This window comes from Nocardia sp. JCM 38205 (assembly GCF_058222935.1).
Genome location: NZ_JBYHFL010000005.1, coordinates 561,681 through 582,145, shown reverse-complemented (window position 1 = coordinate 582,145; position 20,465 = coordinate 561,681). Strand labels below are relative to the sequence as shown.

The 20,465-nt window shown below is 67.7% G+C and carries 22 protein-coding genes and 1 tRNA gene; 11 read left to right on the top strand and 12 right to left on the bottom strand.

The genetic code is table 11. The annotated features are described in order from the left end of the window. Positions 1-118: 118 nt before the first annotated feature. A complete protein-coding gene (locus AC4HOU_RS21560) occupies positions 119-1,657 on the top strand; it encodes an aldehyde dehydrogenase family protein (RefSeq protein ID WP_163814739.1) in 1,539 nt (512 codons plus the stop codon). Between the two features lie 12 nt (positions 1,658-1,669). Here the strand turns inward: AC4HOU_RS21560 and AC4HOU_RS21555 are convergent, their stop codons facing one another. Continuing rightward, entirely contained in the window at positions 1,670-2,410 is a 741-nt protein-coding gene (locus tag AC4HOU_RS21555) for a glucose 1-dehydrogenase (RefSeq protein ID WP_163814738.1), read from the bottom strand. 214 nt (positions 2,411-2,624) lie between these two features. Between AC4HOU_RS21555 and AC4HOU_RS21550 the strand changes: the two genes are divergently transcribed. After that, positions 2,625-3,509 carry an alpha/beta fold hydrolase gene (locus tag AC4HOU_RS21550; protein WP_490725054.1) on the top strand — a complete coding sequence of 295 codons (885 nt, stop codon included), beginning with the start codon at positions 2,625-2,627 and terminating at the stop codon, positions 3,507-3,509. Between the two features lie 53 nt (positions 3,510-3,562). Here the strand turns inward: AC4HOU_RS21550 and AC4HOU_RS21545 are convergent, their stop codons facing one another. Then, positions 3,563-4,951, bottom strand: coding sequence for a WS/DGAT/MGAT family O-acyltransferase (locus AC4HOU_RS21545; RefSeq protein WP_280212122.1), 1,389 nt, complete (start codon positions 4,949-4,951; stop codon positions 3,563-3,565). Positions 4,952-5,167: 216 nt separating this feature from the next. Between AC4HOU_RS21545 and AC4HOU_RS21540 the strand changes: the two genes are divergently transcribed. From AC4HOU_RS21540 to AC4HOU_RS21530, 3 genes are read left to right on the top strand one after another with little or no spacing between them, the layout of a single operon-like run. Beyond that, positions 5,168-6,070: a metal-dependent hydrolase gene (locus AC4HOU_RS21540; protein WP_163814735.1), complete on the top strand. Its 903-nt coding sequence runs from the start codon at positions 5,168-5,170 to the stop codon at positions 6,068-6,070. A gap of 50 nt (positions 6,071-6,120) precedes the next feature. Beyond that, complete coding sequence (locus AC4HOU_RS21535) at positions 6,121-7,158, top strand: PDR/VanB family oxidoreductase (RefSeq protein ID WP_228816136.1); 1,038 nt, start codon at positions 6,121-6,123, stop codon at positions 7,156-7,158. Positions 7,159-7,170: 12 nt separating this feature from the next. Then, positions 7,171-8,943, top strand: a complete 1,773-nt coding sequence (locus AC4HOU_RS21530; RefSeq protein ID WP_490725053.1) for an SDR family oxidoreductase — start codon at positions 7,171-7,173, stop codon at positions 8,941-8,943. Here AC4HOU_RS21530 and AC4HOU_RS21525 read toward each other — a convergent pair. Further along, positions 8,936-9,445 (bottom strand): UCP032817 domain-containing protein, encoded by a 510-nt coding sequence (locus tag AC4HOU_RS21525; protein WP_163814733.1) that lies wholly within the window; start codon positions 9,443-9,445, stop codon positions 8,936-8,938. The genes AC4HOU_RS21530 and AC4HOU_RS21525 overlap by 8 nt on opposite strands. 808 nt (positions 9,446-10,253) lie before the next feature. Here AC4HOU_RS21525 and AC4HOU_RS21520 point away from each other — a divergent pair. Beyond that, on the top strand, positions 10,254-11,264 hold the full coding sequence (locus AC4HOU_RS21520; RefSeq protein WP_194991527.1) for a zinc-binding dehydrogenase: 1,011 nt from the start codon (positions 10,254-10,256) through the stop codon (positions 11,262-11,264). Between the two features lie 226 nt (positions 11,265-11,490). On the opposite strand, the gene AC4HOU_RS21515 is transcribed toward AC4HOU_RS21520, so the two are convergent. Further along, a complete protein-coding gene (locus AC4HOU_RS21515) occupies positions 11,491-11,922 on the bottom strand; it encodes a nitroreductase family deazaflavin-dependent oxidoreductase (RefSeq protein WP_195021165.1) in 432 nt (143 codons plus the stop codon). Positions 11,923-12,036: 114 nt separating this feature from the next. Between AC4HOU_RS21515 and AC4HOU_RS21510 the strand changes: the two genes are divergently transcribed. Beyond that, a tRNA-Ile gene (locus AC4HOU_RS21510) sits at positions 12,037-12,110 on the top strand. A 275-nt stretch (positions 12,111-12,385) separates the two neighbouring features. Here the strand turns inward: AC4HOU_RS21510 and AC4HOU_RS21505 are convergent. Continuing rightward, complete coding sequence (locus AC4HOU_RS21505; RefSeq protein WP_490725052.1) at positions 12,386-12,670, bottom strand: DUF4383 domain-containing protein; 285 nt, start codon at positions 12,668-12,670, stop codon at positions 12,386-12,388. On the opposite strand from AC4HOU_RS21505, the gene AC4HOU_RS21500 reads away from it, so the two are divergent. Next, positions 12,660-12,836, top strand: coding sequence for a hypothetical protein (locus AC4HOU_RS21500; RefSeq protein ID WP_490725051.1), 177 nt, complete (start codon positions 12,660-12,662; stop codon positions 12,834-12,836). The genes AC4HOU_RS21505 and AC4HOU_RS21500 overlap by 11 nt on opposite strands. A 369-nt stretch (positions 12,837-13,205) precedes the next feature. Here the strand turns inward: AC4HOU_RS21500 and AC4HOU_RS21495 are convergent, their stop codons facing one another. The 5 genes from AC4HOU_RS21495 to AC4HOU_RS21475 form a co-directional block, all read right to left on the bottom strand. After that, positions 13,206-13,466, bottom strand: coding sequence for a DUF4235 domain-containing protein (locus AC4HOU_RS21495; protein WP_490725050.1), 261 nt, complete (start codon positions 13,464-13,466; stop codon positions 13,206-13,208). Continuing rightward, positions 13,463-13,822: a DUF3618 domain-containing protein gene (locus AC4HOU_RS21490; RefSeq protein WP_228816030.1), complete on the bottom strand. Its 360-nt coding sequence runs from the start codon at positions 13,820-13,822 to the stop codon at positions 13,463-13,465. The genes AC4HOU_RS21495 and AC4HOU_RS21490 overlap by 4 nt, the downstream gene beginning before the upstream one ends. After that, positions 13,822-14,232, bottom strand: coding sequence for a phage holin family protein (locus tag AC4HOU_RS21485; RefSeq protein WP_163817769.1), 411 nt, complete (start codon positions 14,230-14,232; stop codon positions 13,822-13,824). Before AC4HOU_RS21485 ends, AC4HOU_RS21490 begins: the two co-directional genes overlap by 1 nt. 33 nt (positions 14,233-14,265) lie before the next feature. Then, positions 14,266-14,691: a DUF4383 domain-containing protein gene (locus AC4HOU_RS21480; RefSeq protein WP_163817781.1), complete on the bottom strand. Its 426-nt coding sequence runs from the start codon at positions 14,689-14,691 to the stop codon at positions 14,266-14,268. A gap of 151 nt (positions 14,692-14,842) precedes the next feature. Next, positions 14,843-15,424, bottom strand: a complete 582-nt coding sequence (locus AC4HOU_RS21475) for a TetR/AcrR family transcriptional regulator (RefSeq protein ID WP_490725049.1) — start codon at positions 15,422-15,424, stop codon at positions 14,843-14,845. An 88-nt stretch (positions 15,425-15,512) separates the two neighbouring features. Between AC4HOU_RS21475 and AC4HOU_RS21470 the strand changes: the two genes are divergently transcribed. Then, positions 15,513-16,550 carry a beta-ketoacyl-ACP synthase III gene (locus AC4HOU_RS21470; RefSeq protein WP_490725048.1) on the top strand — a complete coding sequence of 346 codons (1,038 nt, stop codon included), beginning with the start codon at positions 15,513-15,515 and terminating at the stop codon, positions 16,548-16,550. Between the two features lie 66 nt (positions 16,551-16,616). Here AC4HOU_RS21470 and AC4HOU_RS21465 read toward each other — a convergent pair whose 3' ends face one another. Continuing rightward, positions 16,617-16,982 carry a PepSY domain-containing protein gene (locus tag AC4HOU_RS21465; RefSeq protein WP_490725047.1) on the bottom strand — a complete coding sequence of 122 codons (366 nt, stop codon included), beginning with the start codon at positions 16,980-16,982 and terminating at the stop codon, positions 16,617-16,619. A gap of 120 nt (positions 16,983-17,102) precedes the next feature. Here AC4HOU_RS21465 and AC4HOU_RS21460 point away from each other — a divergent pair, with 120 nt between their 5' ends. Both AC4HOU_RS21460 and AC4HOU_RS21455 read left to right on the top strand, forming a co-directional pair. Further along, positions 17,103-17,780: a response regulator gene (locus AC4HOU_RS21460; protein ID WP_163817760.1), complete on the top strand. Its 678-nt coding sequence runs from the start codon at positions 17,103-17,105 to the stop codon at positions 17,778-17,780. A gap of 4 nt (positions 17,781-17,784) precedes the next feature. Next, a complete protein-coding gene (locus tag AC4HOU_RS21455) occupies positions 17,785-19,365 on the top strand; it encodes a sensor histidine kinase (protein ID WP_490725046.1) in 1,581 nt (526 codons plus the stop codon). A gap of 12 nt (positions 19,366-19,377) precedes the next feature. On the opposite strand, the gene AC4HOU_RS21450 is transcribed toward AC4HOU_RS21455, so the two are convergent. Then, the gene (locus AC4HOU_RS21450) at positions 19,378-20,319 is read right to left on the bottom strand and encodes an acyl-ACP desaturase (RefSeq protein ID WP_490725045.1); all 942 of its coding nucleotides are present in this window, start codon (positions 20,317-20,319) and stop codon (positions 19,378-19,380) included. Positions 20,320-20,465 lie beyond the last annotated feature (146 nt).

Here is a 20,465-nt window from a genome sequence, read left to right as displayed (position 1 = left end):
TGTCAATCAGTCGTTTTAAACAGGTGATTGAGGGTCATGTACAGCCGGTCGGCGATGTCGTAGTCTGGCGCCGAAGTAGAACTTGTTTCAGAAGCGTTCCTCGGGTGAGGAGATTCCCATGGCCATAGTCCACTCGCTGCCCGCAACGGCCGACGGCCACCGCAGGCTCGGCCTGAGTAACCCGGCGACCCGCGACGAGGTCGGTGAGATCGTGGTGAGCACCGCGGACGAGGTCGCCGAGGCGGTACGCCGGGCCCGTGCGGCGCAGCCGGGATGGGCCGCCCGCCCGGTCGAAGAACGCGCGGACATCATCCGTCGCGCGGTCGGGGTGCTGGTCGCGCGGCGCGACGAGATCGTGGCCACCGTGCAGGCGGAAACCGGTAAGCCGCGGGTGGAGGCGCTGGCGGTGGAGATCGTGCCCTCCTGCGATTTCCTCAACTACTGGAGCGGGCGGGCGCGCAAGGACCTGGCCGACGAGAAGCGACGGCTGCACGGGTACCTCGCCCCGCTGAAGAAGCTCCGCATCAACTATCAGCCGCTGGGCGTTGTCGGTGTGATAACGCCGTGGAACGGTCCGTTCGTGCTCTCGCTCAACCCGGTCGCGCAGGCGCTGCTCGCGGGCAACTCGGTGGTGCTCAAACCCTCCGAGGTGACGCCGCATTCGGCCGAATGGGCGGTGCAGATCCTGCGTGAGGCCGGTGTTCCCGACGACGTCGTGCAGGTGCTGCACGGTGACGGCGAGACCGGGGCCGCGCTGGTGGACAGCGATATCGACAAGATCTCCTTCACCGGCAGCGTGCCCACCGGCAAGAAGATCGCCGCCGCCTGCGCGGCCCGGCTGATCCCGTGCACCATGGAGCTCGGCGGTAAGGACGCGATGATCGTGTGCGCCGACGCCGATCTGGAGCGCGCCGCGGCGGGTGCGGTGTATCTGTCGATGTTCAATACCGGGCAGGTCTGCGTCGGCGTCGAGCGGATCTACGTGGTGGACAGCGTCGCCGACGAGTTCATCGCCAAGGTCCAGGAGAAGGCCCGAGCCGTCACTTATGGTCCCGGCACCGGCAAGGATGTCGGTCCGCTGTTCTGGGATCGCCAGCTCGACATCGTCACCAGGCATGTCGACGACGCGGTGGCCAAGGGCGCCAAGGTGCTGGTCGGCGGCAAGAGCGACACCGCGGACGGGGTGTTCTTCCAGCCGACGCTGATCGTCGACGTCACCCACGACATGGACCTGATGCGCGAGGAGACCTTCGGCCCGGTCGTGGCGATCATGCGGGTCGCCGACGAGGACGAGGCGGTCCGCATGGCCAACGACTGCGCCTACGGACTCAGCGGCAGCGTGTTCAGTAAGAACCCGGACACCGTGGTCCGGCTCGCCAAACAGCTGCGCACCGGGTCGGTGGTGCACAACGACGCCTCGGTGATCTACGGGGTGCCCGAGGCGCCGTTCGGCGGACGCAAGGACAGTGGACTGGGCCACGTCAACGGCCGGGACGCCCTGCGTGGCTTCACCCACGCCCAGCCGGTGCTACTGGATCGGTGGGGATTGAAGAAGGAGAACATCTGGTACCCCTACACCGACAAGACCGTGCGGACGCTGGAGCGGATGATCGACCTGGCATTCGGTAGCTCCATCGCCCGCAAGCTCATGTCCTGACGGGGGGCGGGTTCAGAACGATTTGTGCGGCACGCCGACCGTCAACCCGCCGTCCACCACGAACTCCGCGCCGGTCGAATACGAGGACTCGTCGCTGGCGAGGTAGGTGACCAGCGCCGAGACCTCCTCGGGGTCGGCGCCGCGGCCGAGCGGGATCTGCAGGAAGTCTTCCGGGATGCCCTCGGTCATCGGGGTGCGGATGAGGCCGGGGTGGATGGAGTTCACCCGGATGCCGTGAGGCGCCAGCTCCAGCGCGACCGACTTGGTGAGCCCGCGCACGCCGAACTTGCTGGCGGTGTAACCGTGCAGACCCGGGCTGCCGCGCAGGCCCTCCACGGAGGAGACGTTGATCATCGAGCCGCCACCGGCCGCGATCATGGCCGGGGTGGCGGCCTGCATGCCGAGGAAGGTGCCGGTCAGGTTGATATCGATGATCCGCCGCCATTCGGCGTATTCGAAGTCGGCGATGAGATTGCCGTTGACGATGCCGGCATTGTTGACCAGCACGTTCAGTGAGCCGAACCGGTCGACGGCGGCCGCGACGGCGGCGCGCCAATCCTCGGGTTCGCGCACATCGAGGTGGACGTAGGCGATATCGGGGCCCAGTTCCTCGGCCAGTGCTTTGCCCTCCTCGTCGAGGACGTCACCGATCACCACCTTGGCGTCCTCGGCCAGCATCGCGCGCGCGTGCGCGGCGCCCATCCCGCGCGATCCGCCGCTGATCAATGCCACCTTGCCGGTCAACCGTGCCATTGCCGATCTCCTCTTCGGTAATCCCTGACTGCTGGTGAAACACGTTACAGAAATGCCGCGCGGTTTCGCTGCGGAAGTTTGCCATCGGGTGTGGACCGTGGGAATTGGTGGAACATTCGCGGTGGCGTGGGGTCGGCGGCCCGGCCGCGGTGTGGCATCATTGAGTAGAACGAGTTCTAGAAATTGTGCGCGGATGAGCCCATGGAGGTTCGCGATGGGAACAGGCCGATCGGTGCGGACCGGTCCGTTCGTGGTGCCCGAGATCGATGAGATCCCGGGCGGGCGCCTGCTCGAACTGCCCGGCCGCGGACGCACCTACGTCGTCGACCTTCCCGGCCCGCCGGACGCGCCGACGTTGATCCTGCTGCACGGCACGGCGTGCACCGCGATGCTCAATTGGTTTCCCGCGCTGGAGACGCTCTCGCGGCGCTACCGGATCGTGCTCTTCGATCAACGCTGGCACGGGCGCGGCATCCGCTCGCAGCGCTTCCGGCTCGATGATTGCGCCGATGACGTGGTCGCGGTGGCCGACGCGCTGGGGCTGGAACGCTTTGTCTGCGTGGGCTATTCGCTGGGCGGCGTGGTCTCGCTGCTGACCGCGCACCGTCATCCGGAGCGGGTGACCGGGCTCGTATTGTGCGCGACTCCGTATCGCTTCCAGGACAAATGGCGCGAGCGGGCCTTTCATCGCAGCTTCGCGGCCATGGCGGGTGCGCTGGGCGATTACCCGTATCGGCGGGCCGAGCGGCTGGCCGAAGCGCTACCGGAGCTGCCGGTGGCATTGATTCCCGGACAGCTGCGCCGATGGGCGATGGGGGAGTTCCGCAGTACCAGCGGGTGGGCGTTGACGCCGATATTGGCCGAGATCGGCCGGTTCGACGCGACCGAATGGCTGTCGAGCCTGCGGATGCCGACGGCGGTGGTCATCACGACCAAGGACAGGGCGATTCCGGTGTACCGGCAGATCGACATGGCGGCCGCGATACCGGGGGCGAGCATCCATCCGGTTCCTGCGGGGCATACGGCCTGCGCGTTCGCCGCGGACCGGTTCGTTCCGGTGCTCGACGAGGCCTGCGCGGCGGTGGCGGCACGTTTGTGAAGGACGACCCTGTTCGACGCCGGTGGCGAACAGGGCGGTCGGTCGGAGCGTGATCAGCCCCGAGCTCGCGCCGCGGCCAGCAGATCGGCGATCACCGCGGGTACCGCATCGGCGAGCTCGCCGATATCGGGGACCAATTCACGGCAGGCGATGAACCCGAAGTCCAGATCGCCGCAATTGGACAGCACGGTGACGGTGAGCCCCGCGCCGTGGAAGACCGGCCCGAACGGATACATGCCGTCCACCCGCACGCCGAGGAAATACAGCGGCATCGGCGGCCCGGGAACATTGGACACCACCAGGTTGTGCACCACCGGATGCGCCTGCGCCAGTTTCAGCGACGAATAGACCCGCGAGGCGAGCTGAAAGGTGTTGGGCGGTGCGTACTTCGACCAGTCCTGCAAGAAGTCGGCGCCGATCAGATCGTGTTCCTTCTTCGCTTCCTCGTTCGTGGCGGCGAGCATCTTCAGCCGTTGCTCCGGATCGGCGATATCGGTGCCGAGCCGGCAGAACAGCGTCGAGACCTTGTTGATGCCCTCGGTGTGCCGGGTGGAATCGTGCACCGAGACCGGCACCGAGGCGATCAGCGAGCGATCGGGCAGCTCGCCATGGCTGTCGAGGTAGGTGCGTAGTACTCCGCCGACGATCGTGAGCACCACATCGTTGACCTTGACGCCGAAGGCCGCCTTGATCTCCTTGATCGCGCCAAGATCGGCCTTGGTGAACGCGACGGCGCGGTGCGAGGTGATGGCCTTGTTGAACGGGGTGCGCGGTGCGGAGAACGGTAACGCCATGCCCGCCTGGTTCTTTCGTCGCCGCTGCGCGAATCCGGCGACCATCCCGAGGGTCTTGGGCACCATCCCGAGCACACCTACCTTGCCGGGGAACCGCACCAGCGCGCGGGCGGCCAGTTCGAGATCGCTCGGCTCCGGTTCGGGCTGCCATGGCTGTGGATCGGGACGCGACGCGCCCGGCTCCAGATCGCACAGGTGCATCATCATGTTGGTGCCCGTGATGCCGTCGACGGCGGCGTGATGGTATTTGCAGATCACCGCGATCTTGCCGTCCTCGAGGCCCTCCACCACCGACATCTCCCACAGCGGCCGGTCCCGGTCCATCGGGCGGCTGGCGATATCGCCGATGAGCTCGGCGAGCTCGGCGCGCCCGGCGGGCCTTGGCAGCCCGACCCGGCGGATGTGATAGTCCAGGTCGAAATTCGGGTCGTCGACCCAAACCGGATGGTCGAGATTGAACGGCACCTCGTGCACTTTCCGCCGCATATGCGGAATGAGTGGCAGCCGGCGGCCGAGTTCGGTCTTCAGTTCGTCGAAGGAGTAGGTGCCTTCGACGGGGTCGAGTATCAGCAGGGCGCAGACGTGCAGATGCTGGGTTCCGGTCTCCAGATAGAGGAAACTGGCGTCCAGGCCGGTGAGTTGTTCCATAGCAAAAGCCTACTAGAACGTGTTCTAGAAATTCGCCCGTTCGGCGCGAAGTCCATCACAGTAGCGGCCGGTATTGCCAGATCGTGACCGAGGTGTCTCGGTCCGGAATCTGTATGTAACCCATGGTTGCATCTATGTGGATGCTATTGCTACGGTCGTGAAGGAAGATCGACGATGATCGCCGCCGACGGTGCTGTGACACGCTGAGGAGTATCGATGAAGCTACTTCGCCGGGGCCGGCCGCGCCCGGATACCGATCCGGGGCCGGTGGCGCTGCATGCCCGCAATGTGCGGTTCGACTGGTCCGGCACACCGTTGCACTGGATGGCAGCCGAGCCGATCGCCTCGCATCTGATCAACTCCCTGAACCTGCTGCTTCCCGAAGGCGAGCGCATGTTCTGCGCCACCTACACCGAGGCGCTGCCGTTGGTGCGGGACGAGAAGCTGCGTGAAGCCATGCTCGGCTTCATCGGCCAGGAAGCAATGCACGCCCAGACCCACGACAAGGTGCTGCATGAGGTGCTGGCCGCGCACGGGATCGATCCGGAGCCTTTTCTGCGCCAGGCCGAGTATCTGTTCCGCATCTCGCTCGGACCGCGTGACGACACCGGCAATGCGCGCCATCAGCAGCTCGTGGAGCGGCTGACCATCATCGCCTGCCTGGAACACTTCTTCGCCTACCTCGGCGACTGGGTGCTCAATGCCGAGCTGGAGAAGTTCGGCGCCGATCCTCGCGTGGCCGACCTGTTCCGGTGGCACGGCGCCGAAGAGGTCGAGCATCGGCACGTCGCGCACGATGTCGCGGTGTATTTCGGTGCGGGGTACCTGCGGCGGGCGGCGATCATGACGCTGGTTTTCCCCGCCTTCATCGGGCTCGTCGCGCGCGGCACCAAGTTCCTCGTCCGCCAGGATCCGGCACTGCCCGACTACGGGTACCCGCGCTTGGTGCCGGCGATCTTCGCCGCGATGTGGCGGGGAGCGTTGCCCGGCGTGCCATCGCTGCTGCGAAGTGCGATGTCGACCTTCAAGCCTGGCTACCACCCGGAATCCGTCGGTTCCACCGCGCAGGCCATCGCGTATCTGGCCGCGTCCCCGGCGGCCCGGGCAGCCGCGTCGTGATCGCCACCCCGCCCGCCGACCTGTACGGCAAACGGTCGACTGATCGCACGATGCGGGTGCTCGACGCGGTCGTCGAGGCTCGATTGCGCTGGGCCGCATGGGTGAATCGCAGGCCGCGCGCGCCGCGTGCCGATGACGGCCGGATCCGGGTGGTGGTCGCCGAACGCCGGATCGAGGCCAGCGACACCGATGTGATCAGTCTGGTGCTGCGCGCACCCGACGGCCGCGAACTCCCGGCCTGGCGTCCGGGTGCGCATCTGGACCTGGAACTGCCGTCGGGCAGGCTGCGGCAATACTCACTGTGCGGCGATCCGGCCGATACGCGCGCCTATCGGGTCGCCGTGCGGCGCATCCCTGACGGTGGTGGCGGCTCCCTCGAAGTGCACCGCGACCTCGTCGTCGGCACGCCGATCACGGTGCGCGGGCCACGTAACGCCTTCCCGTTCGCGGTGCCCGGCTACGGATCGCCCGCCACGCGACTGCATTTCGTCGCCGGCGGAATCGGCATCACCCCGATCCTGCCGATGATGCGGCTGGCCGACCGGCTCGGCGTCGACTGGTCCATGGTCTACACCGGCCGAAGCCGCGACACCATCCCGTTCCTGGACGAGGTGCGGCGCTTCGGCAGCCGGGTCACCGTGCGCACCGACGACGAGCACGGGCTGCCCGACGCGGCCGCCTTGCTGCCCGCCGTCACCAGCGGCACCGCCGTCTACTGCTGCGGGCCGGTGCCGATGACCGGGATGGTCGCCGACGCGATCCGGCACCTGCCCGGCGTGGAACTGCATTCCGAGCGGTTCTCGCCGCCGCCGATCGTCGACGGCGTGCCCTTCGAGATCGAGCTGGCCGCCACGGGTGAGGTGCTCGAGGTGCCCGCCGACCGGACGGCTCTCGACGTCGTCCTGGAAACCCGGCCGGACCGGCCGTATTCGTGCCGTCAGGGCTTCTGCCGCACCTGCACGGTGCGGGTGCTGGCCGGGCAGCCCGATCACCGCGACACCGTGCTCACCGAGGCCGACCGCGCCGCGGGGGACATGCTCATCTGCGTATCCCGTTCGGCGGGTGGACGTTTGACGCTGGACCTGTAGAGGAGACCACCTGTGACCACCCGATCATCCGAACCGGAGCACCTTCGGCGCACCGTGCACAACGGCGAGTTCGCGCTCGCGGTGCACGAGTACGGCGACCCAGCCGCCGAGACCGTGGTACTGGTGCACGGCTGGCCCGACACCCATCACCTGTGGGACAAGGTGGTGCCGCTGCTGGCGCGCCGGTTCCACGTCGTCAGCTACGACACCCGCGGCCACGGTGAGTCCACCCGCACCCGGCGCACCGCCGACTTCCGGCTCGACGAGCTGGCCTCGGACTTCTTCGCCGTCGCCGACGCGGTCAGCCCTGATCGGCCGGTGCATGTACTGGCCCACGACTGGGGATCGGTGCACATCTGGGAAGCGGTCTGCGAACCGGGCGCATCCCGGCGCGTCGCCTCGTTCACCTCGGTTTCCGGGCCCAATCTGGACCATCTCGGCAAATGGGTGCGCGCGCGGCTGTCGCGGCCGACGCCGCGCAATGTGTGGCAGCCGCTCACCCAGCTGGCCTCCTCGGCCTACACCTTCTTCTTCATGACCCCGGTGCTGCCGCGCGTCGTGTTCGGTCAGGTGGCCACCGAGGGACGCTGGCGGCAGCTGGTGGGATTGATGAACGCGACCTCGGCGTCGAATGTGTCGCTCGGCAGCACCTTCCGCCAGGACATCGTCGACGGGCTGCTGATCTACCGGGCGAATATCCTGCCGCGGCTGCTGGCTCCCCGGGAACGACACACCGATGTGCCGGTGCAGTTGATCGTCGCCGGACGCGATGTCGCGGTCCGGCCCGCGGGCTACGACGACGAACGGACCTGGGCGACGCGGCTGTGGCGCCGGGATGTGCCCGCCGGGCATTGGATGCCGTTTTCCCACCCGGAGCTACTGGCGAGCGCGACGACCGAACTCATCGACACGCTCGCGGGACGGCCCACGCCGCGTGGCTTGCGTCGCGCCGAGATCGGCCGCAGCCGAGGCGAATTCGGCGATCAGCTGGTGGTGATCACCGGCGGCGGCAGTGGGATCGGACGCGAGACGGCATTGGCATTCGCGCGCCGGGGCGCCGAGATCGTGCTGTCGGATATCAACCTGGCCGCGGCCAAGGAGACGGCCGAACTGGTGGCCGCCGCCGGTGGGCTCGCCCATGCCTACCAGCTCGATGTTTCCGACGAAACCGCGGTGAACGATCATGCTCGGGCCGTGCTGGAAACCCACGGTGTGCCCGACATTCTGGTCAACAACGCGGGAGTGGGTCAGGCGGGCGATTTCTTCGATACCCCGTCGGCGGAGTTCGACCGGGTGATGCGGATCAATCTCGGCGGAGTAGTCAACGGATGCCGGGCATTCGGGCCCGCGATGGCAGAACGCGGTACGGGGCATATCGTGAACCTGTCCAGCATGGCCGCGTACTCACCACAGCAGGGGTTCAGCGCATACGCCACCAGCAAATCGGCGGTCTTCATGTTCTCCGATTGCCTGCGTGCCGAACTCGCCGGGCGCGGAATCGGGGTGCACACCATCTGCCCCGGCATCGTGCACACCAATATCGTTGCCACCACTACTTTTTCGGGTGTCGACGCTGACGAGGAAAAGCGCAAGCAGCAGCACTACGACAACCTCTACCGGATGCGTCGTTACGGCCCGGACAAGGTCGCCGAACAGATCGTGACGGCGGTCTCGCGCGGACGCAGCATCGTCCCGGTGACGCCGGAAGCTCGGGTGAACTATCACCTGAGCCGGTTGGCGCCCGCCATCGGCAGGTTCGTGGCGGCGCGGGTGAAGCTCACCTGAGTTCTGCGCGCCGCAGTTCGGCTTCGATGGCCGCCACGCGCGCGGCGTCGATACCCCACGGGGCGTCGACGCCGACGCGGGTGTCGAGGTCCCACAACACGCACGGCTCACCGGGGGCGCCCACCATCGCCCAGGCGACAACGGTGCGCCCGAGCTGGGCGCTCATCGAGCCGTGCGAGCCGGCGCGGGCAGCGACCCCTTCTGGATAGTGGTGCAGGAACCTACCGTAGGCCTGCTCGCAGAAGCGGGCGTAGAGCTCGGTGCACAGGATCAACCCGTGCCATGCCTCGTCCACCGCGCGGGACGGCATCCCGATCACCTGCCCGTCCCGCATGGCCGCTCCGCAACACCGAAGCCACTGCCGCAGACCGGTTTCCACCAGCTCGCGCGGCTGCCACGGGCAGGTCTTGTAGATCGCGTCCGGCAGCTCGAGGTCCCGGACCGCCCGATCGACCCGAGCGAGCTCGACTTCCCGGCGGCTTCGTCTGCTGAATCCGAACACAGTTCACTGTAGGACCGGAAGCCCTACGCTGCGATGTATGGGGCTCATCATGTTCTCGCTGGTGCTGATCGTGCTGGTGACCGCGGCGGTCGGTGGGATCGTGGCGTTCGTGGTCGCCGTGCAGCGCGCGGGCCGGCCCCGGCACCGAGGTCGGCCGCCGGGACCCTACTGGGCGGCAGGCGGTTCGGGGTATCCGGATGGGGGTGGCCATCACAGTGGAAGCGGTGCGAGCTGTGGTGGGGGATCGAGTTGTGGCGGAGGCGGTTCCAGCTGCGGTGGTGGCGGCTGAGCGCATCCCTGACCGAGAACCGCCGCCGCCACCCTCGGCGGGCCCGTTGCGAATGCGGTTCCGGCCCTGCGTGATCGGGTAACCAGAGCTGATGACGGAATTTCTCATCGCGCTGGCGCTGCTGCTGGTCGCGGTCGCGGCGGCAGTGGCGATCGTCTTCCTCGTGAAGCAGCGACGTTTGGCAGAAACAGCCAGGTCCGAGCGTACCCGGGGTTCGCAGCGGACGCGCGCCGATCGCCGGACGGGTAGGCGTCGCACCAGCGGCGGATCTGCGGCCGCCGCGGGCGGTGGATGGTGGATCGCGGGATCCGGTGACTCGGGCGGTGGCGACTCCGGCGGAACCGGTGGCGGATGCGGTGGGGGAGGAGGCGGCGGGGGCGGCGGCTGTGGGGGTGGTGGCTGTGGGGGTGGTGGCTGAGCCGGACGGATCGAGTGACGGCCCCTCGGTGCTTGACCTGAACCATGCTTCAGGGTCGAGGCTCGTCGTATCCGAAGATCCGGAGACGATGGAGGTTGGTCATGCGAGCGGTGTACGTCACGAAGTTCGGCGGTCCAGAGGTTCTCGAGGTGCGTGATGTGCCCGAACCCGTCCCCGGGGCGGGAGAAGTCCTGGTCGATGTGGTCGCGGCCGACGTCATGTTCCTCGACACCCGGCTGCGCTCCGGGTGGGGGACCGACTTCTTCCCCGTCGAGCCGCCTTACGTGCCGGGCGGCGCGATCGGCGGGGTGGTCGCCGCGGTCGGCCCGGACGTCGACCCCTCCTGGGTCGGCACGCGGGTCAGTACGGCGACCGTGCGCAGCGGGATCGGCGGTGGCCTGCCGATCGGTGGATACGCGGAGAAGGCACTGGCCAGGGCTGAAACGCTCACTCCGGTACCCGACGACGTCACGCTGGAACAGGCGGTCGCGCTGACCCACGACGGCAAGACCGCGCTGGCGGTCTTCGACCGGGCCGCGATCGAATCCGGCGAGTGGGTGCTCATCACCGCGGCGGCAGGCGGGCTCGGCACCCTGCTCACCCAACGCGCGCGCACCGCCGGCGCGAAAGTGATCGCGGCGGCGCGCGGCGCGGCCAAACTCGAAGTGGCCCGTCGGCTCGGCGCCGACGTGCTGGTCGACTACTCCGAACCCGGGTGGGTGGACGAGGTTCGGGCCGCGACCGGTGGGCCCGGCGCACAGGTGGTACTCGACGGCGCCGGTGGTGAACTCGGAGGCGCGGCAGTCGAAGCACTCGCCGACGGCGGCCGGTTCATCGGGTACGGGTCCGCGGCAGGCGATTTCGCCGCGGTCGATACCGATGCCGCACAGCAGCGGGGTCTCACGGTGCTCGGTCTGTTCGACATCGCGTCCGACGCTACCGATTGGTCTGCCCTGGCCGAGCGTGCGTTGGCGGAGGTCGCCTCCGGGCGTTGGGAAGTGGTGATCGGACAGACTTTTCCGCTGGCGGAAGCCGATCGGGCGCATGCGGCGATCGATTCGCGCGGTGCCATCGGACGCACACTGTTGAGTAACACAAACCGACCGAAATGAATACCAGCGGGTAGCGAATTCTGGGGCTATGGTGCCTGCGTGCTTACCGCAGCAATAGTTGTCATGATCCTCATTCTCGTTGCGTCCGTAGTGCATATCGCCAGCCGTCCACCACGCGGCGCGGCGCTATCGGAACGCGGACGAAGTGCCGGGTCCGGCACGGAACGAGAACGGGAACGTCAGTACTGACCGTCCACCTCCGCCTAGACGGTGGTGCTCGCCCCGGTCATTCGGCCGGGGTGAGCACCACCACCGCGATGGGTCGCCGTGTGCGCGCCTGATATTCGCTGTAGCGGCCCTGATTCACCCGATCCACCAGCTCCCAACGCCGCGCGTACTCCGGGTCGTCCGGCAGCGTCGGCCGGGCCGTGACGCGCAGTGTGCGCCGCCCGATCTGGATCTCGCATTCCGGCCGCGCCTTCAGGTTCGCCAGCCAGCCCGGCGGGCGCGGCGAACCGCCATTCGACGCCGTCACCAGATATTCGCGCCCATCCTTTGCGTATGTGAGCGCCGAGGTTCGCGGTTTCCCCGTTTTACGCCCCACCGTGCGCAACAACAATGTGGGATTCCCGAACAGCAGCCGATGCCCCACCCATCCGCCACTGTGCTCGTAGATCCACTGGTGTGCCTGCAACACTTTCGTGAAAACCCCGGCCATACCAACCCCTCAGCAATAGCGCCAACGCCCCACCCTAACCACGCCCCATCCCGATTGGCCCGCGCCGCGCCCGACCCGGTACCATTCCCAGCACCTGCGGACCCACCGCATCCGGGGGCGGTAGCTCAGTCGGTTAGAGCCGTGGACTCATAATCCATTGGTCGCGGGTTCGAGCCCCGCCCGCCCCACAAACAACCTTCCACCAGCGGAAACGCCCGAAGCTCCAGCTGTCTTTGCGCAGAACAGCGCTCCGTCGGCAATGTATTCGATACTCGACTGGAAGATCTGCGCGGACGGCGTCTCGGCGATCGAGCAAAACCGCTGGCAGCCAAGATGATCGCCCGCAGCCACGCAGGGGCTGGTCGACTTCGCCGGCGGCCCCGGCGCTGTCACCGGAGTCCTGGCTCTGGCAGCCAGTGGCGGAGCTTCGGACCGATGGGGCGCAGCCGGCGGGGTGCCTTGGTCAGCGGGCGGGCAGGGACTTGCGTGCATAGGCGGAGTAGGCGCCGATCGCGGCGACCACGGAGATCAGGGTGCCTTCGATCGCGTGGACGATGTTGCCGAAGGTGTCCACCGCCATCGTGTGCAGCACATTGTCCCCGCCCGCGAGTCCAAGTGCCGCCACGAGCAGGTAGAAGGGACCGCAGGCCACGGTGTATCCGAGAGCGCGGAGGTGCTTCGGGGCGAGGACGAGGCCGGCGATTCCGGTGATCAGGTGGAATAGAGCGTGCCAGCCGTTGACCGTCACCGGGAATGAAGCCGAGGAACTGGATGGTGCAGGCGTGCATGTGGCTGCCGAAGGCCATGTCGGGGTAGATCCCGAACGCGATGATGCCATTGAGGGTGAACCACGCGCCGACGGCGAAGACGAAGAACTGCATCGGCGTGGCCAGCACGGCGTCGACGTAGCGTAGCGCGGCGGCGCGGAAGGTTTCGAAGGTCATCGTTCCTGACATCCCAGTCGTCTCATAATCTCGGGCATGCAGGTCGCATGACCATTCTCGGCCGGGGTTCCGCAGGACAGGAAGCGGTCCGTTGTCGGCGTCTGCGTAGCCGGGGACTGTTCGCGGTGCGCCTGGTCGGCCCGCCACAAGATAATACAACAATTCGGCGTGCGATAGAGAAGTGTAATGCCGCTCGATCATGACCGTCGCGGCGTCACCTCGGACCGTCCGGTGCGGGCAGATGCCGGAAACCGGTCGTTGACCGGTGGTCTGGTCCGGCCGGCATGAGCAAGCAGGAGACTGCGCGGCAGCACAGCTTCGCGCGGTGGCTACCCGGTGTCAGTTCCCCGGCCAGGTGCCCGTGACGCGCTGGTAGCCGGTGGCGCCCGCGCGGTCGACGGCGGCCTTCACCACGCCGAAGATCGCACCCTGCAGGGCCGCGGCGAGCAGGACTTCGCGCCAGCCGTAATCGCGGGAGGTGGCATCGGGGGCGTTGTCCTCGCCGCTCAATCGGCGCCACACCTGGGCGAAGACGGCGCTGGCCGCGATACCGCCGAGGACGCCGACGAGGGCGCCCAGCGGCTTGTAGAGCACCTTCATGCCCGCCTCCAGCGCACGATCAACCAGATCACGGCAAGCGCGGAGACGGCGCCGACCGCGACATAAGCGGGTCTGCGGCGCGCGCTCTCGACCACGCGTCCGGTGCGGTCGACGACCGGGGCTGGCGCGAGATGCCCGGCCTTGCTGCGAGCCCGATCGGTGGTTTCGAGCACGGCCGACTTCGCCTCGCTCACGCGATGCCGGCCGGCTTGCGCGACATCGTGCATCTTGTCCTCGGCCCGGGAGCGGACGTCGAATTTGCCGCTCAGCTCGGCGACGGTTTCACCGAGCTCACGCCGGGTCAGATCGCGGTCCATGCGCAGCAGTTCGGCTTCGTCGGGTTCGAGCTCGCCCATCATCGCCTCCATTCCTTGACCACATCGAGGTCCTCGCGCACACCCTGTACCGCTTCACGCGGAATGGGCGGGGCCGCCTCGGACACGTTCTTCTTGCCGAGCAGTCCGAGTACCGCTGCCACCACGAGCAACGCCCCACCGACGATGAGGGCCGCCGCCCACCCCGGCAGCACCAGGGCCAGCGCCATCACCGCTGCGGCGATCAAGGCGGCGCCGCCGTAGAAGGCCAGCACGCCAGCGGCGCCGGCGAGACCCAGGCCTGCGGCGAGTCCCTTGGTGCGGTCTTGCATTTCGATACGGGCCAGCCGGATCTCGTCACGAACCAGCCGCGAGAGCTGAGTGGTGGCGTCGTCGACGAGTTCGCTGATCGAGCGCGTCTGCGGCGACGGCGCGTGATAGGTCTCTGCCATGGTGAATCCCTCCTCGCCTGTTCGTCTCCCGCGCTATTCGATGATTCCCGGTTGCCGTCCCGTCAGGTGCTGACCGGTGCTGGTCTTGCGGGGCAGGATCACACCGAGCGCGATCATGGCCAGGCCGAGGCCGAAGTGCAGCCAGTTGTCGGCGGTGTCGAGGGGAACGAAGTTGGCGTCGCTGTTCTGATCGATGACGAGGCCGTAGATCCACAGCACGAGATAGATCGCGCCGCCGCCGATCAGGAAGCTGCGGGCAGCGGGCGGATTCGCGCCTGCGATCAGGCCGACGACACCGAAGGCCAGGTGCACGAGGTTGTGCAGAATCGACACGTTGAACAGGCCGAGCAACTGGGCTTCGGAATGATGGCCCGCCCATTCCAGAGTGTCGTAGTTCGTGGTGATGCCCGGAATGAATCCCAGGACTCCTACCAGGAGAAACGCCGCGCCCACGGCCATCGCCGCGAGCTGGATCGGCGTGCGCGCTGTGACTGTGGTGTTGTTCGGCACGGGTCTGGTCCTTTCGTCGCACCGGCCGCGCACGCGTTGCTTGCCGCACGGCCCCGACATCGGCCGGATGCCCGGCAACGGCCTCGGCAAACACCCGCGGTCAACTCGGCGGCAGATAGGTCCTCAGCAGCACCGCGAGCTGGTTGCGTGCGTCGTCGAACGGATGCGCCGACTTCAGGGCGCGGCTCTGCACGATGGCGCCCTCGATCACCGACAACAACAGACCGGCCACCGAGCAGGCGGTGGCGCGTTCGACGCCCGCGGCGACGAGCCCGTCGGCGAGCCGGGCGGTCCATTCCGCGAACGCCTGCCCGGCCGCTGATTGCACGGGCGGGGTCAGTTCGTCCAGTGCGGCCGCCATCATGAACGATCCGGCCCGATAGTCGCTGGTTTCGAGGGCCTCGCGCCAGAAGGCGAAGAGTTCGTCGAGCCAGCCTTCGACCGACGCTGCCGTCGGTAATGCCTCGGCCCTGGCGCTGACGTGCGAATACACCAGCCGCGAGACGATCCTGGCCGCCGTCTCCACCAGCTCGGTCTTGCCCGCGGGGAAGTGTTGGTACAGCGAGTTGCGCGAGGCGTTGCCGCGTTTGAGCAGTTCGCTCAGGCCTGCGGCGTGCACACCGTGTTCTTGCACGGTGCTGATGGTCGCGGCGATCAGTCGGGCGCGGGGTCCGGCTGCCACTGATGTCCTCCAAGCCTTGATTGAACCGATCGGTCCATGTTAGAACTTCGACGACGTGAACCGATCGGTTCACAGGGAGAGGAACCCCGTGCCCGCGCATATCGCCACCGCCACCCCCGTCGCCCATGCCGCCCTACTCGGCCTCGGGGTCTATCGCCCCCGCCGCGTCGTCCCCAACGCCGAGATCGTCGACCGCATCGATTCCTCCGACGAGTGGATCCGCACCCGGTCCGGCATCGCCGCCAGGCACTGGGCCGATGCCGACGAGACCATCGTCGGCATGAGCACCGCCGCCGCCGGTGACGCGCTGAAGGCGGCGGGCCTGGCCGCCGCCGAGATCGACACGGTCATCCTGGCCACGTCCTCGCAGATGGTGCTCGGACCGTCGGCGGGTGCGGTGGTGGCCACCGAACTCGGCATGCACGACACCGCGGCGTTCGACGTGTCGGCCGGATGCGCCGGCTTCTGCTACGCATTGGCCAATGCCGCGAATCTGGTGCGCGCGGGCCAGGCGCGGCACGTGCTGGTGATCGGGGTGGAGCGGCTGTCGGATCTGCTCGACCCGACCGACCGCAGCTGCGCGTTCATCTTCGCCGACGGTGCGGGCGCGGTCGTCGTCGGACCATCGGACACAGAGGGCGTCGGCCCCGTTGCCTGGGGTTCGGACGGCAGCCAGACCGCGGCGATCAAGCAGGACAAGGATTTCCAGCAGTATTTCGCCGAGGTCGCGGAGGCCGAGGCCACCGGAGGAACCACCGAGCGCCCCTATATCCGGATGAACGGCCAGGCGGTCTTCCGGTGGGCGGTCACCTTCTTGGAGAAGGCCTGCCGCGACGCGCTCGAACAGGCGGGCGTCACCGTCGACGAGCTGGACGCCTTCGTCCCGCACCAGGCGAACATGCGCATCACCGATGCCCTCACCCGTGCGCTGCACATTCCCGACTCGGTGGCCATCGCCCGCGACATCATCGACACCGGAAACACCAGTGCCGCCTCGATTCCGATGGCCATGCACCAGCTGCTGCGCACCGGGGCATCGCAACCGGGTGATACGGCACTGCTGGTGGGTTTCGGCGCCGGACTGGCCTACGCGGGCCAGGTGGTGCAGCTGCCCGCCTTCGCCTGAGGCCCGTCACGGCAACGGCATGACGATCGGCCCGGCGCCGCCTCCGGGCCGATCGCTACGGCACCGTCAGTCGTGGTCGACGGTGCCGAGCACCTTGCCGGTGTTGGCGTCGATGGTCACGTCGTATTCGACGCCCGCCGGTGTGCGAACATCGACCTCCCACACCGGGGTACCCAGTTCGATATCGAACTCGGCGGAGGTCGCGACGCCGTCCGGCACCTGCGCGGCGGCGGTGTTCATGGCCTCCTGGCGGTCGATGCTCGGGTTCGCCATCAGCGACCATTCGGTGATCGGCCGGTCGAGGGCGATGGTGTGCTGGGAATCGTTGCCGAGAACCAGAGCGGCGACGCCGATGCCGGCGGCCGCGAGGACCACGGCGCCGACGACGACCCAGCGAAGTCCGGCGGTGGCCCGGCGCAGGATGCTGACCATGATGAAACCTCCTGTGGGAGTGTGCGGTGCGAATGTGGTGACCACTGTGGCAGGGCAATGCTGAAGCCGACCTGAACCAACCTGAAGGACGTTTCAGCAAGAATCTGCCACTCTTGGCGCATGCGTCTGCTGATCGTGGAGGACGAGAAACGTCTCGCCCTCGCACTGGCAAAGGGTTTGTCCGCCGAGGGTTTCGCCGTCGACGTCGTGCACGACGGTGCCGAAGGGCTGCACCGGGCCATCACCGCCGACTACGACCTGATCATTCTCGACATCATGCTGCCCGGAATGAACGGTTACCAGGTGTGCGCGACGCTGCGGGCCGCGGGCCACGAGACGCCCGTGCTGATGCTCACCGCGAAAGACGGTGAGTACGACGAGGCCGAGGGGCTGGACACCGGCGCCGACGACTATCTCAGCAAACCGTTCTCGTACGTGGTGCTCGTCGCCCGCATCCGGGCCCTGCTGCGCAGACGGACCCGGGCGGGCGCCACAGTGCTGCGCGTCGGACAGCTCGTCTTGGATCCTGCCACCCGGTTGTGCCGTCGCGGCGAACAGGAGGTCTCACTCACCGCCAAGGAATTCGCGGTCCTGGAGCACCTGGCCGTCCGCGCCGGTGAGGTCGTGTCGAAAGCCGATATTCTGGAACATGTCTGGGACTTCGCCTATGACGGGGACCCGAATATCGTCGAGGTGTACATCAGCGCGCTGCGCCGCAAGATCGACGCGCCCTTCGCCTGCCGCACCATCCTGACCGTCCGCGGCGCCGGCTATCGCCTGACGGCCGACCGTGCGTGAACCGATGCGACGCCGCAGCTCGCCGTGGAGCTCGGTACGAGCGCGCACCACGACCGCCGCGACGGTCGTGGTGGCGCTGGCGCTGACGGCCACCGGCCTACTGGTGCTCGCAGCGCTCCGCAACAACCTGGTCGAGAGCGCGAGTATGCAGGCGGAGGGAACCGCGCACGATATCGTCGCCCAGCTCGACGCCGGTACCGATCTCGCCCGCCTGCGCTTCCCGGACCCCGATGACGAACCGGCACAAGTTGTTTCGATCGACGGCGCCGTGCTCGCCGCCGACGAGGAACTGACCGTCACCGCGCCGCTGACCGACATCACGCCGAAGACGACCGGCGGAGACCACAGTGCTTCCGGTACAGGCGGTGGCGAAGGCGACGAAGGTGAAGAAGAAGACGACGATGACGACGATGAGGAGGACGAGGACTCCGAAGAGGGAAGCTCCGGGGACGAGCCGGCCGAAGGATCGGCCACCGGCTCGAATGGTGGCGCGGCCGCTGAGCGCGCGGGCGCGGGGACGATGGGCAGCGGAGGCCTGGCCGGCGCGGGCTCCGGGGAGGTCACCTTCAGCGACGTCGCGCTGACCCCACCCGACGCCGACACTCCCGAAAACTTCCGGGTAGCCGCACTACCGGCCACCCTTGCCAACGGCCAACCGGTCATCGTCTACGCGGCCGCCTCGCTGGAAACCGCCGACAGCGCCGTCGCCGACGCGCGACGCGCCATGCTGATCGGGCTGCCGTTGCTGCTGGCCGTGGTCGCCGCCGTGACCTGGCTGGTCACCAGGCGAGCCTTGCGGCCGGTGGAAGCGATCCGCCGTGAGCTCGCCGAGATCATGCACGGTGATCTCTCCCGCCGGGTCCCCGAACCACGCTCGCGCGACGAGATCGGCAGGCTGGCCGCCACCACCAACGAGACGCTCGCCGCACTGGAGAAATCCTCGGAACGCCAGCGGCGCTTCATCGCCGACGCCGCTCATGAATTGCGCAGTCCGATCGCCAGCCTGCGCACCCAACTCGAGGTGGCGCAAGCGCATCCGGATCTGCTCGAAATGGACGGTGTGCTCGGCGACACCGTCCGGATCCAGCAGCTCGCGGCCGATCTGCTGTTGCTGGCCCGGCTCGACGCGGGTGAGCAACGGCGGACCGACCGGGTGGATCTGCGGACATTGATCGAGCAGGAGATCGCACACCGGATCGGTGACCGCATACCGGTGGCGTGCACGCTGCCCGACGAGGCGATCGAGGTGGCCGGAAGCCGCTCGCAGCTCGCCCGGGTACTCGGCAATCTCGTCGATAATGCCCAGCGGCACGCGGAAACGTCGGTGCGGGTGGGTCTCACGCGCACGGCGGGCACCGCTGTCATCGACGTCGTCGACGACGGCTCCGGCGTCCCCGAGGCCGATCGGGAACGGATCTTTCAGCGTTTCGTCCGCCTGGACGAGGCCCGCAGCCGCGACGATGGCGGTGCCGGACTCGGCCTCGCCATCGTCCGCGACGTCGTCGAACGCCATGAGGGCGTGATCCGCGTCGAAGGGGCGCCGCAGGGTGGCGCCCGCTTCGTCGTCGAACTCCCGGTGGTGTGAGGTCCGGATCCGCTATCCCACGCGGGCCGCTTCCCGGGCGAGAATGCGCTCGCGCTGCTCCTCGAACTTGATCACGTCCCGGGTCAGCTTTTCCATGTACTCGCCGAGCTCTTCCCGGCTGCGCTCGCCGCGTGGCCCGAAATCGTTGCGCTTGAACACATTCCAGATGCGCAGCACGGGCAGCACGACCTCGTCGAGGTGCTGGCGCAGGTCGTAGATGCCGTGCTTGACCATCAGCACGCCGTTGCGGCGCCAGTTCGGCATGCCGGTGCCCGGCATGGAGAATGTCTTCACGATGTGGGTCACCGACTCCATCGTCTGATCCGGGGCGATGTCGAAGGCCGCCGCGGTGACGTTGCGGTAGAACATCATGTGCAGGTTCTCGTCGGCGGCGATGCGTTGCAGCATGCGATCGGCGATCGGATCCTCGCAGACCCGTCCGGTGCTGCGATGGCTGATCCGGGTGGCCAGCTCCTGAATGGTCACGTAGGCGACCTGGTCGAGCACGCCGCTGAAGCCCTCGGGTGCGTGTACACCACGGGTCATGTGCACCATCCGGTCGTTTTCCAGAGCGACGGGATCGACGGCCCTGGTGCAGATCAGATAGTCGCGCATGGCGATGGCGTGCCGGTTCTCCTCGGCTGTCCACCGGCCCACCCAGGTGCCCCAGGCGCCGTCCTGCGAGAAGTTCTCCGAGATCACCCGGTGGTAGGAGGGCAGGTTGTCCTCGGTGAGCAGATTGGTCACCATCGCGACCTTGGCGACCTCCGACAGCCGCGATTGCTCCGGATGCCAATCCTGTCCGCCCATGGCCGCGAAGTTGCGGCCCTCGTCCCACGGCACATAGTCGTGCGGATGCCAGTCCTTGGCCGTGGCCAAGTGCCGGTCGATATTGGTCGCCACCACCGGTTCCAGCTCGGTGAGCAGCTCGAGTTGCGTCAAGTCCCTTGCCATGCAGCGCCTTTCAATTCGATGGAGCACCACGAACATCCCGCTGATCACGCATTCACTGACTGTGCGGCCTAACCGCACCCACACCCTAGACGAGCTCGATCGGTGTGGTGCTCGATTCACGAGCGCCCGGCATCCCACCCTCCGGA

Coding starts and splice junctions, on each gene's coding strand:
- AC4HOU_RS21560 (WP_163814739.1), top strand. CDS start 119: ATGGCCATAGTCCACTCGCTGCCCGCAACGGCCGACGGCCACCGCAGG.
- AC4HOU_RS21555 (WP_163814738.1), bottom strand. CDS start 2,410: ATGGCACGGTTGACCGGCAAGGTGGCATTGATCAGCGGCGGATCGCGC.
- AC4HOU_RS21550 (WP_490725054.1), top strand. CDS start 2,625: ATGGGAACAGGCCGATCGGTGCGGACCGGTCCGTTCGTGGTGCCCGAG.
- AC4HOU_RS21545 (WP_280212122.1), bottom strand. CDS start 4,951: ATGGAACAACTCACCGGCCTGGACGCCAGTTTCCTCTATCTGGAGACC.
- AC4HOU_RS21540 (WP_163814735.1), top strand. CDS start 5,168: ATGAAGCTACTTCGCCGGGGCCGGCCGCGCCCGGATACCGATCCGGGG.
- AC4HOU_RS21535 (WP_228816136.1), top strand. CDS start 6,121: ATGCGGGTGCTCGACGCGGTCGTCGAGGCTCGATTGCGCTGGGCCGCA.
- AC4HOU_RS21520 (WP_194991527.1), top strand. CDS start 10,254: ATGCGAGCGGTGTACGTCACGAAGTTCGGCGGTCCAGAGGTTCTCGAG.
- AC4HOU_RS21515 (WP_195021165.1), bottom strand. CDS start 11,922: ATGGCCGGGGTTTTCACGAAAGTGTTGCAGGCACACCAGTGGATCTAC.
- AC4HOU_RS21495 (WP_490725050.1), bottom strand. CDS start 13,466: ATGAAGGTGCTCTACAAGCCGCTGGGCGCCCTCGTCGGCGTCCTCGGC.
- AC4HOU_RS21490 (WP_228816030.1), bottom strand. CDS start 13,822: ATGGGCGAGCTCGAACCCGACGAAGCCGAACTGCTGCGCATGGACCGC.
- AC4HOU_RS21485 (WP_163817769.1), bottom strand. CDS start 14,232: ATGGCAGAGACCTATCACGCGCCGTCGCCGCAGACGCGCTCGATCAGC.
- AC4HOU_RS21480 (WP_163817781.1), bottom strand. CDS start 14,691: ATGGCCGTGGGCGCGGCGTTTCTCCTGGTAGGAGTCCTGGGATTCATT.
- AC4HOU_RS21465 (WP_490725047.1), bottom strand. CDS start 16,982: ATGGTCAGCATCCTGCGCCGGGCCACCGCCGGACTTCGCTGGGTCGTC.
- AC4HOU_RS21460 (WP_163817760.1), top strand. CDS start 17,103: ATGCGTCTGCTGATCGTGGAGGACGAGAAACGTCTCGCCCTCGCACTG.
- AC4HOU_RS21455 (WP_490725046.1), top strand. CDS start 17,785: ATGCGACGCCGCAGCTCGCCGTGGAGCTCGGTACGAGCGCGCACCACG.
- AC4HOU_RS21450 (WP_490725045.1), bottom strand. CDS start 20,319: ATGGCAAGGGACTTGACGCAACTCGAGCTGCTCACCGAGCTGGAACCG.